The sequence below is a fragment of the Caproiciproducens sp. MSJ-32 genome, from assembly GCF_018918055.1.
Lineage (GTDB): Bacteria > Bacillota > Clostridia > Clostridiales > Clostridiaceae > Clostridium.
The window spans coordinates 1-11,560 of record NZ_JAHLPS010000039.1; the positions used below are offsets into that span (position 1 = coordinate 1).

General features: G+C 29.2%; 10 protein-coding genes and 1 riboswitch. Of the genes, 9 read left to right on the forward strand and 1 reads right to left on the reverse strand.

Translation table 11 applies throughout. The features are described 5' to 3' along the window. Nucleotides 1-319: 319 nt before the first annotated feature. The 8 genes from KQI16_RS04635 (at nucleotide 320) to thrB (ending at nucleotide 10,053) form a co-directional block, all read left to right on the forward strand. Nucleotides 320-1,576 (forward strand): CapA family protein, encoded by a 1,257-nt coding sequence (locus tag KQI16_RS04635; RefSeq protein WP_216432538.1) that lies wholly within the window; start codon nucleotides 320-322, stop codon nucleotides 1,574-1,576. Between the two features lie 12 nt (nucleotides 1,577-1,588). Then, a complete protein-coding gene (gene nrdG, locus KQI16_RS04640; protein ID WP_216432539.1) occupies nucleotides 1,589-2,113 on the forward strand; it encodes an anaerobic ribonucleoside-triphosphate reductase activating protein in 525 nt (174 codons plus the stop codon). A gap of 58 nt (nucleotides 2,114-2,171) precedes the next feature. Beyond that, nucleotides 2,172-2,273: riboswitch (purine riboswitch) on the forward strand. 79 nt (nucleotides 2,274-2,352) lie between these two features. Then, on the forward strand, nucleotides 2,353-2,928 hold the full coding sequence (locus KQI16_RS04645) for a xanthine phosphoribosyltransferase (protein WP_216432540.1): 576 nt from the start codon (nucleotides 2,353-2,355) through the stop codon (nucleotides 2,926-2,928). 394 nt (nucleotides 2,929-3,322) lie between these two features. Then, the gene (locus tag KQI16_RS04650) at nucleotides 3,323-4,798 is read left to right on the forward strand and encodes a leucyl aminopeptidase (protein WP_216432541.1); all 1,476 of its coding nucleotides are present in this window, start codon (nucleotides 3,323-3,325) and stop codon (nucleotides 4,796-4,798) included. A 317-nt stretch (nucleotides 4,799-5,115) separates the two neighbouring features. Further along, nucleotides 5,116-6,429 carry an aspartate kinase gene (locus KQI16_RS04655; protein ID WP_216432542.1) on the forward strand — a complete coding sequence of 438 codons (1,314 nt, stop codon included), beginning with the start codon at nucleotides 5,116-5,118 and terminating at the stop codon, nucleotides 6,427-6,429. Between the two features lie 29 nt (nucleotides 6,430-6,458). Continuing rightward, nucleotides 6,459-7,673: a homoserine dehydrogenase gene (locus KQI16_RS04660; protein ID WP_216432543.1), complete on the forward strand. Its 1,215-nt coding sequence runs from the start codon at nucleotides 6,459-6,461 to the stop codon at nucleotides 7,671-7,673. A gap of 15 nt (nucleotides 7,674-7,688) precedes the next feature. Then, nucleotides 7,689-9,173, forward strand: a complete 1,485-nt coding sequence (thrC, locus tag KQI16_RS04665; RefSeq protein ID WP_216432544.1) for a threonine synthase — start codon at nucleotides 7,689-7,691, stop codon at nucleotides 9,171-9,173. Continuing rightward, entirely contained in the window at nucleotides 9,166-10,053 is an 888-nt protein-coding gene (gene thrB, locus KQI16_RS04670; RefSeq protein ID WP_216432545.1) for a homoserine kinase, read from the forward strand. The genes thrC and thrB overlap by 8 nt, the downstream gene beginning before the upstream one ends. A gap of 57 nt (nucleotides 10,054-10,110) precedes the next feature. Here thrB and idi read toward each other — a convergent pair whose 3' ends face one another. After that, a complete protein-coding gene (idi, locus tag KQI16_RS04675) occupies nucleotides 10,111-10,629 on the reverse strand; it encodes an isopentenyl-diphosphate Delta-isomerase (RefSeq protein WP_119864184.1) in 519 nt (172 codons plus the stop codon). Between the two features lie 161 nt (nucleotides 10,630-10,790). Here idi and KQI16_RS04680 point away from each other — a divergent pair, with 161 nt between their 5' ends. Next, on the forward strand, nucleotides 10,791-11,261 hold the full coding sequence (locus tag KQI16_RS04680; protein ID WP_119864185.1) for a hypothetical protein: 471 nt from the start codon (nucleotides 10,791-10,793) through the stop codon (nucleotides 11,259-11,261). Nucleotides 11,262-11,560: the final 299 nt, after the last annotated feature.

Genomic DNA, 11,560 nt, shown 5'->3' on the forward strand with positions numbered 1-11,560 from the left:
AATCCATCTCCTCTACAAACTGGCTTAGTAATCGCACAGAATCATTACTTGGAATTATGCAATCAATATCAAAAGGAAGTTTTAGTTGATAAACCTTTTGATTTAAAGTATAATTTTTTCGTAAGATTTTTTTTATAGTCATGAAAAATATTTTACCATAAATCCTAGACTTTTAAAGTCTGGGATTTATTTTTTTCATCAAAAAGGAGCTTCACACTAATTATTTAGTGCGACAGCCCCTTTTTTTTATAAAGTATTTAAAAAGAATCTTAAATAATGTAAAATTTATCTAATGATATAAGTATGGAGGTATATATTAATGAAAAATACTCTGAAGTTAATTATTATATTAGCAGCTATAATAGGAATTGGTGTTTTTGGAATAAATAAAATTATACTAAATAAAGAAGGGTTTATAGAAAAAGAAAGGGAAGTTGAGAGTAATGATGAAGAAAAGAATGAAGATATTAGTAATATAAAAGAAATAAATATAACTGCAGTAGGGGACTTTTTAATACATAAGGAGATTTTGGAAACTCAATATAACCCTGAAACTGATAGTTATGATTTTAAAAATACAATTCAATATGTAAAAAAATATTTAGAAGAAGCAGATCTAACTATTGCTAATATGGAAGGAGCCTTGGCAGGGATTGATAATTATGGCTATTCAGGTTATCCTTCCTTTAATACGCCTGATGAATTGGCTGATGCTATGAAATGGGCAGGAATAGATGTAGTTAATAATATGAATAATCATTCTTTAGATAGGGATGTTAGGGGATTTTTTAGGACAAGGGAATTTTTAGAAAGTAAGGGTTTTGATGTTATAGGAACTAGGGGAAGCAGTTCAGAAAATAGATATATAATTAAGAATGTAGAAGGAATAAAGGTTGGAATTATTTCCTATAGTTATACTATGACGGCAGAAGGTGGAGTAAGAGGATTAAATGGAATTCCAATATCAACTGAAGTTTATGATTTAATGAATACCTTTAGGGAAGATAGTTTAGATTTAGACCTTCAAAATATGAAGGAAGAAATAGAAAAAATGAGGGCAGATGGAGCAGAAGTTATAATATTTTATATGCACTGGGGAGATGAGTATGCCTTAGAGCCAAATGAAACACAAATTAAAATAGCTCAATTTTTAACTGATGAAAAAGTTGATATAATATTTGCAACTCATCCTCATTCTATTCAACCTATTGATATTTTAAAATCCAGTGATGGAAGTTCTGAGACTCCTGTTATATATTCAATGGGGAATTTTTTGTCAAGTCAGAGAACAGAAAGAATACAAAATCCATATACAGAAGATGGAGTAATAGTTTCAGTTAAGATTAAAAAAGATTTTAATTCAGGTGAAATCAAAGTAAATTATCCTACATATCTTCCAACTTGGGTTAATTGGTATGAAAAGAATGGAAAACTATTTTATGAGGTAGTTCCAGCCACTGTAAGTGATGCAGAATATTTAACTGAGGAAGGAAAAATAAGAGTTGTAGAATCTTTTAATAGAACTAAAGGTATAATAGAAAGTTATAATGATAAAATAGTTTTGGAAGAAAATTAAGGGGGATTCTATATGAAAAAAACTATAAGACTTTCAGGAATAGCTTATGAAAGTTTAGTGAATGGTCCTGGTATTAGAAGAGTATTCTTTTCTCAAGGCTGTAAGCATAACTGTAAGGGTTGCTTTAATCCAGATACTCATGACTTTAATGGCGGAGAAGAGAAAGATATGGATGAGCTTGTTAAAGATACTCTAAGTAATCCAATGATTAAGGGGGTTACTTTCAGTGGGGGAGATCCTTTTGAAAGAGCAGAGGAATTTTCTTACATGGCAAAAAGATTTAAAGAAAATAATTTAAATATATGGTGTTATACAGGGTATACCTTTGAAGAAATATTAGAAAATAAGGATAAAAGAAAGGGATTTAAGGAATTGTTAGATAATATTGATGTATTAGTAGATGGAAGGTTTGTTATAGAAGAAAAGGCGAACAATATAAAATATAGAGGTTCAAAGAATCAAAGGATAATAGATGTTCAAAAAAGCCTAACAGAAAATAGAATAGTTAGAATAGAAGACAAATATGATAAAAAATAAATTTGTTCCTATGGAATTTAATTAAGGCTAGTGATATAATAAAAACACGAAATAAAATAATGAAAAATAAAATAGTATTCGTATATGCTTGATAATATGGTTCAAGTGTTTCTACTAGGAAACCGTAAATATCCTAACTACGAAGAATAATTATTGATATATAATTATAGCTTTATTACATGATATCTAAGGACAAGCTAAATTAGAATACTATTAAAATGTAATAAGGAGATATTTATATGGAAAAACTTAAAGAAAAAATATTAAATGAAGGCAAGGTTAGAGAAGGGAATATCCTAAAGGTTGATTGCTTCTTAAATCATCAAATGGATATTAAATTTTTAAACGAAGTTGGACAAGAATTTAGGGAAAGGTTTAAAGATGTGAAAATAGATAAGATTCTAACCATTGAGGCTTCAGGGATTGGAATAGCAGCAATAGCTGCTCAATATTTTGATTATGTTCCAGTAGTATTCGCTAAGAAGACAGAAAGCTTAAACTTAGATAAGGAAGTTTATGAAGCAGAAGTAAATTCCTTTACAAAGAAGAAAACTTATAAGGTCAGAGTTGGAAAACAATTCATAAAGAAAGGCGAAAATATATTAATAATAGATGATTTTTTAGCTAAAGGTTGTGCTGCTAAAGGAATGATAGAACTGATTAAGCAGGCAGAAGCGAATTTAGTTGGAATTGGAATAGTTATAGAAAAAGGCTTTCAAGAAGGCAGACAAGTACTTGAAGGAATGGGAGCAAGAGTAGAATCTTTAGCTATAATAGATAGTTTTGAAAATGGAAAAGTAAATTTTAGAAAATAAAAAGACTTAGTGAAGGCTAAGTCTCTTAATTTTTATAAATAATGATTAAAAAGCTTTAAGCATAAATCGTAATAATAGTGTAGATACTATTATTAGTTTTTTACTTTGTATGAAAAAGTATTAATTTCTTATTAATATAAATTATACATCAAAAAAGAAAATATACTTATTATAATAGTAAAAAAAGCGCCTTAGCGCTTTTATTATAAATATATGGGGGATTTTCCTGTCTATGCAGGTTACATCTATATTATTTACATAATTTCTAAATTTATACATAAAAATAAAATTTTTTTATTTTACATACATAACTAATAATTCTTGTTAGTTGAATATATTTATCAACAATGTTATCATAAGAAAAAGAAAATATTTTTATAGAGGTGGTAATATAATGAAGGTATCATATAGAGTTTTTGCTTGTTCTGAAGTAGAAGTAAGAGTTATATATTTACTTGAAAATAAGCTTACTTTACCTAAAGAAGAATTAAATAAAAACATAACTTATGCGCAAAGCAGAAATTTATTTAATGGGAAAAATGGTGAGTTATATACTTTTACAATGGAGCTGATGGGAAATTATCAAAATGTTGTATTAGTAGGACTAGGTAAGGAAGAAGAATTAAATCTTGATAAAATTAGAAAGGCAACTGCTAAGGCAATAAGAAAGGCAAAGGAATTAAAAGCAAATAAAATATTTTTAAGGCTTCCAATTAATAATAAATTATCTATTGAAGAAATGGCTAAAAATGTTACCATTGCTGCTCATTTAGCTGATTATACATTTAATAAGTATAAAACAGATAAAGAAAAAGAAAATGATATTATGGTATCAATAGGAGTACATGGAGTAAAAGAAGCAAGTTCAGAAATACTTAATGCAATTGAAGAAGGAAATTCAATAGCTAAGGGAATAATATTAGCTAGAGATTTAGTTAATGAACCTGCAAATGTTATTTATCCTGAAACTTTAGCTCAAGCAGCTATTGATGCTGGAAAAGAAAATGGATTTGAAGTAGAAGTTTTTGGAGTGGAAAAAATTAAAGAATTAAAAATGGAAGCTTTCTATAGTGTAGCTAAGGCTTCTGAAAAAGAACCTAAACTTATAGTTATGAGATATTTTGGAAATCCTGAGGAAAAAGAAGAAATCATGGGCCTTGTTGGAAAAGGCTTAACTTATGATTCTGGCGGATATTCACTTAAGCCAACTTCAGGAATGGTTGATATGAAGTCTGATATGGGTGGAGCAGCATCAGTTATAGGTTCAATGTCTATTATTGCAAGTAGAAAATTAAAGGTTAATGTTGTTGGTGTAATAGCAGCCTGTGAAAATATGATTTCTGGAGGAGCCTATAAGCCTGGAGATATAATAGGAAGTATGGCAGGAAAAACTATTGAAATAAGAAATACAGATGCTGAAGGAAGATTAACTTTAGTAGATGCAGTAACATATATTATAGAAAAAGAAAATGCTAGTGCAGTTATTGATTTAGCAACATTAACTGGTGCTGCTTTAGTTGCTCTTGGAGATACTACAACAGCAGTTGTTACAAATAATGATAAGTTCTATGAAGAACTTAAAGAAGTATCAGCCTATACTGGAGAAAAGTTCTGGCAGCTTCCAGCTTTTGATGAATATAGGGAAATGTTAAAATCAGAAGTTGCTGATTTAAATAATAGTCCAGGAAGAAATGCTGGTACTATAACAGCAGGCTTATTTATAGGAGAATTTGTTAAAGATAAACCATGGTTACATTTAGATATAGCTGGAACAGCTTGGGCAGATAAGAAAACAGATTTAACTATAAAAGGTGGAACAGGAAGTCCAGTTTATACATTGTATGAATTAGTTAAGAATAAAAGCAAATAATAATTTGTATTTTTAACTTGACAGAAATTATAACAGCTTGTAGAATTTAGAATAAAAAAGGCTTTGAATGGGAAGAGTAAATTCATCAAGGTCAGCAGAGAGAGAAGTTCACCGGCTGAAAGACTTCTTTGATACAATGAATTGAAAACCACCCAGGAGCCCGGTTCTGAAATTGAGTAGGAATTTGCGTGAGGCAAGCGTTAATGCCAGTTTGCTGTAATAGGTGGATGCGAGATATAACACTCGTCCTTTTTAGGATGAGTGTTTTTTTATACAAATAATTATCAAAAATAATTAATAATCAAAAGGGGGCAAATATGGATAATATTATTGTTGTAAAATTTGGGGGAAGCTCCTTGGCAAATGGAGCTCAATTTAAAAAAGTAAAGGAAATAATAACAGCTGATAAGAGAAGGAGATTTATTATACCATCTGCACCTGGAAAGCGGAATGGTAAAGATCATAAGGTAACAGACCTTTTGTATATGTGTCATCAACTTGCATCTCACGGTCTTAATTTTGAAGAAGTATTTAAAATAATAAAGGATAGATATGTAGAGATATGTAGAGAGCTTAATCTAGAAATAGATATTGAAGGTTATTTAAATGAAATTAAAAACAATATAAGAGATGGTGCATCTAGGGATTATACAGCTAGTAGAGGGGAGTACCTTAATGGGATTATTCTTGCAAATTATTTGGGGTTTAAGTTTATTGATGCAAAAGAAATAATTTCCTTTAATAATGATGGTATTTTCAATGAAGCTGACACAGAAAAAAAGGTTAGAGAAAGGCTTAAAGATATAGATTATGCAGTTATTCCTGGTTTTTATGGAGCAAATAAAAATGATGAAATAGTAACTTTTTCAAGGGGAGGTTCGGATATTACTGGTTCAATTATTGCTAATGGAGTAAAAGCTGATATTTATGAGAATTGGACAGATGTTTCAGGTTTTTTAGTAGCAGATCCTAACATTATAAAAAATCCTAATCCAATGGAGATTGTGACATATAAGGAATTAAGGGAGTTATCATATATGGGAGCATCTGTGCTTCATGAGGAGGCAATTTTTCCAGTTAGAAAATATGGTATTCCAATAAATATAAGAAATACTAATATCCCAGGGGATAAAGGAACCATGATAGTCAATGATGCAACACCAGTAAATTTTAAAGGAATTACAGGAATATCGGGGAAAAAGGATTTTACAGTAATATCTATTGAAAAAACATTAATGACTTCAGAAAAAGACTTTTTTAGAAAGGTTATATCTGTATTTGAAACAAATGATATATCAATTGAGCATATGCCTTCAAGTATAGATTCTATTTCTGTGGTAGTCCCTACTCCTGAAATAGGTTCTAAATTAAAAAAAGTAATAGAAGAAATTCGCATATTATGTAACCCTGATAATATAGAAGCTTATTCAGATATGGCTTTAATAGCTGTGGTAGGAAGAGGAATGATTAGAACAAAGGGAATTTCAGCTAGAATATTTACAGCTTTAGGAAAGGCTGAAATTAACACAAGGATGATAATTCAAGGATCTAGTGAACTAAATATAATCATTGGTGTAGAAAATGAGGATTTTGAAAAAGCAATAGAAGCAATTTATAGAGCATTTTACTAGAAGTGAAAAGAAAAATAGGAGGGAGCAGTATGGTTAATATAGGTTTATTAGGTCTTGGAACAGTAGGTACAGGAATAGTAGAAATATTGAATGATAGGAAAGAGCAATTAAAGGTTTTAACAGGAAAGGAGATTAATATAAAAAAAATTCTTGTAAGAAATTTAAAGAAGGAAAGAGGAGTTAAGCTTGAGGAAGGCATTTTGACTATGGACTTTAATGAAATTTTGAGAGATAAGGAAATAAATATCATAGTCGAAGTTACCGGCGATTTAGAATGCAGCTATGAGTATATTACTGAAGCTTTAAAGTCAGGAAAGAATGTGGTTACAGCTAATAAGGCAGTGGTATCTAAGTATTTTGAAGAATTATCATCTTTAGCTAGTGAAAAAAATCTTGCTTTTTTATATGAGGGAAGTGTTGGTGGTGGAATACCAGTAATTAAGGCTTTAAGAGAACAGCTTTCTCTTAATAAAATATCAGAAGTACAAGGTATTCTTAATGGAACTTGTAATTATATTTTAACAAGCATGATAGATGAAGGTAAAAGTTATGATGAAGCTTTAAAAATAGCCCAAGAACTTGGATATGCTGAATCGGATCCAACTGATGACCTAGAAGGTTATGATACTTTAAGAAAGCTTAGAATATTAGCGACCCTGTCATTACAAGGGAAGATTACTGAAGAAGATATAGTTCTTAATGGGATAAGTTCAATTAAATCTTTTGATATAAATAATATAAAAGCTATGGATTCAACAATAAAGTTAATTGGGGAAGTAAAGGTTTGCGAATATGGTTTTACTGCAGTAGTACAGCCGGTTGTAGTTAAAAATAACAGCCATTTTGCTAATGTAAATAATGCTTTTAATTCAGTTTTATTTAAAGGAGACCATATTGGGGAACTAAAATTTTATGGAGCCGGTGCAGGTAAGCTGGCTACTGCAAATGCAGTTTTAAGTGATGTGTTAGATATCATTTTAGATAGCTGCAGAAAAGGAAATCCATTAGGGAAAAATAATTTAAAAAATAATAATGATAAATTGAAGGGAAATTATTATTTAAGGATTTCTAATTCAAATAAAGATACAATAGGTGCTCTAAGGGATATTTCAAATAAGATACTGAGAGAAGGAAGCAATATAGCAATAATAACAAAAGAATTAGAAATAGCTAAAATAAATAATCTTATATCTTCATTAAGAATAGATAAAAAAGATTATTTCTTAGCAAGAATACTTCTATAGAAGGGGGAGGGTTAAATGAGATATATAAGCACTAGAAATGAAAATATATCGGTAAGTCCTAGTCAGGCTATTATTCAGGGAATATCAAGGGATGGAGGGCTTTTTGTTCCTCTTAATATTCCCAAGATATCCTTAGATGAATTAAAGAATTTAAATTATAAGGATCTTGCTTTTGAAATTATGAGTAAGTTTTTTACAGATTTTGAGGAAAGGGAGCTTAGGGAATGTATTAAAAAGGCCTACGATGATAAGTTTGATACAGAGCTTATAGCACCATTAGTAAAGCTTGGGGAAGATTATTGCCTTGAATTATATCATGGACCTACCTTAGCTTTTAAAGATATGGCCTTATCTATACTGCCATATTTATTAAAGCAGTCTTTAAAAATCAATGGAGAAAACAAAGAAGTAGTTATTCTTACTGCTACCTCAGGAGATACAGGAAAGGCTGCCTTAGAAGGATTTGCAAAGGTAGATGGGATAAAAATTATAGTATTTTTCCCAGAAGAAGGAGTAAGTAAAATTCAAAAGCTTCAAATGAGAACTCAAGAGGGAGAAAATACTTATGTTGTAGGTATAAATGGAAATTTTGATGATGCCCAAGGTGGAGTAAAAGCTGTTTTTAATGATAAGGAGTTTGTAGAATTTTTAAATAAAAATAACTATATATTATCTTCAGCAAATTCTATAAATATAGGAAGACTAATTCCACAAGTAGTTTATTATTTTTACAGTTACCTTTTATTAGTTAGAGATAATCAAATTAAACTAGGAGATAAAATTAACTTTGTAGTTCCTACAGGTAACTTTGGAAATATTCTTGCTGCATACTATGCAAAGAAAATGGGACTACCTATAAATAAGTTAATATGTGCTTCAAATGAAAATAAGGTTTTAACAGATTTCTTTGATACAGGAATATATGATAAAAGAAGGGAACTTATATTAACTAGTTCGCCATCTATGGATATATTGATTTCAAGTAACCTTGAAAGGCTTCTTTATCATTTAGATGAGGAAAGGGAAAAGCTAACAGCTTTATGTATGGAGCAGTTATCAGAAATGGGCTTCTATAAAATAGATAAGGATATATTAGGAGACTTTTATGGGGGATATTCTAGTGAAGAAGAAGTAGCAGATACTATAAAGAAGGTATATAAGAGATTTAATTATTTATTAGATACTCATACAGCAGTAGCCTATAATGTAAGTGAAAAGTATAAAAAAGAATATAAGGAAGAAGATATAAAAACAATTATTATTTCTACTGCAAGCCCTTATAAATTCCCGGCCTCTGTTGCTTCCTCAATAGGTCTTGATATAAGAGATAGAGATGAATTTGAACTTATAGATATTTTATCTAAAGAGACTAATATGGCTATTCCTAAAACTATAAAAAATCTTAAGGAGAAAAAAAACATTCATAATCATAATTGCAATAAGGAAGATATGAGAAAAATGATAGAAAAGTTTTTAAAAGTAGGTGGGAATAATGATTAAAATAAGAGTTCCAGCTACTAGTGCAAATTTAGGACCTGGCTTTGATGCCATAGGTATTGCCCTAAATTTATATAATAATTTTACCTTTGAAGAAATCCCTGAAGGTTTAGAAATTGTAGGTTGTGATGATTTTAATGATGAAAATAATTTAGTTTATTTGTCTATGAAAAAAGCTCTTTCTAAAATAGATTATGAGATAAAGGGAATTAAAATAACAATGGAAACTAATATTCCTGTTTCCAGGGGGCTTGGAAGTAGTGCAGCCTGCATAGTAGCAGGTATATTAGGAGCTAATGAGCTGGTGGGAAGACCTTTATCAAAGTATGATTTATTAAAGATTGCAACAGAGATAGAGGGACATCCTGATAATGTTGCACCAGCATTGCTTGGAGGTTTAGTAACCTCAATAGTAGAGAGAGAAAATGTATTTTATAATAAAATACATGTGGCTAAGGGAATTAAATTTATTGCATTAATTCCTGAATTTACTCTATCTACTAGAGAGGCCAGAGGGGTTTTGCCGAGGGAAATATCTTTTAGAGATGCAGTATTTAATGTAGGTAGAGTAGCTTTATTAATTTCATCTCTTTCTAATGGGAAATTTGAATTATTAAAATACGGTGTAGAAGACAGGCTTCATCAAAATTATAGAAGTAAACTTATACCTGATTTTGATAAGCTAAAGAGTATCTGTGATAATAATAATGCTTTAGGCACCTTCATAAGCGGAGCAGGACCAACTATTATAACTATTGTAGATGAAAAAAATAAAGAATTTATATCTAACCTTAGTAAAGAATTAACTTTATTAAGTAATAATTGGTTAGTTAAGGAATTGGAAATAGATTTAGAAGGAGCAGTTGTATTAGGACAAGAATAATATAATAGATTAATAAAGGGCTGTCGTAAGGTTAATTGACTTATAAGGCGACAGCCTTTACTTTATTAGATTATAATTTTTTATTTTATCAAATAATATCTTAAACCAATATGTATAAGCTTCAGGATTTTTTTCTATATCTCTTTTAAGCTCTTCTATATTAACCCATTTATAATCTTCAACTTCATCTTTATTAGGAATAACATTACCATTGTATTTTCCAATAAAAACATGGTCAAATTCATGTTCAAAAAGTCCATCCTCAAATTCTACTTTATAAACAAAGCTGAAAGCCTCTTTAAGTTCGCAAATAAACCCCATTTCCTCCTTAAGTCTCCTATAAATTGCATCTTTTAATTTTTCACCAAACCTTGGGTGGCTGCAGCAGGTATTAGTCCAAAGTCTGGGAGAATGATATTTATTTAAAGCTCTTTTTTGTAGTAATAATTCATTATTAGAATTAAAGATTAATATAGAAAAGGCTCTATGTAAAATTCCATTATGATGAGCTTCCATTTTTTCGATAGGGCCTATTTCCTTATCCTCTTTATTTACAGCAGTTATAATTTCAGACACCTGTTTCACTCCTATTATAATTTATTAAATGTATGGAAAACTATAAGATCGTTTTAATATAATCAATTAATAAATTATTAATTGATTGTAATACTTATAAATATATTATATATAATAAATTATAAAATAAACCTTTATTAAAAATGTAGAGGAGATATGTTATGAAGAAAATAATTAGTATTATATTATTAGTCTTAATGATATTTATAGGATGTGAGAAGAAAATAGAAAAATCTATTGAAGTAGTAAGCAGAGAATATAGGGCAATATGGAGTGAAGATTATAATTTTGACACACCGATATTAATTGATAATTTATCTGACTTGAAAAATTTTATTGAAGAACATCCAGAGCAGTTTGCTAATGAGAATAAATTTTTAGAGGACTATAATGAAGAATTTTTTAAAAGTAAGTTAATATATATTTTTATAAAAAGTGAAAGCAGTGGTTCAAATAATATTAGTGCAAAGGGAGTTAAAATAGAGGGAGATAAATTAACTCTTATTATTAATAGGGAAGTTTCTGAAATTGGAACAGCTGATATGGCAGCTTGGATTTGCTTATTTGAAGTTAATAGAAGCGATATAAAGGATATAAAGACTGTAGGTTATGAAATAATAGAAAAAAATTAACTAGGCAGTATTGACAGTTAAATTAGTTGTTAATATAATACAAGTGACTATAATAATAAAATTTTAAGAAAGGGCAAGGTATTTGCAGAAATGAGAATGTAATCCACTATTAATAATTATTTAAAATTGAAATTTTAATAAGGTCTTAAGAGGGGCTTTATTGTTTCGCATTTTATTTAATTTGGAAGTGGATAGTATTTTTATAACTGTAGATAGTTTGTCATATTTTTATATTTATAGTCTATATAATTCTTATTGTGTATACTAGTTTTATGCATAATAGGCTTTCATTTGATATA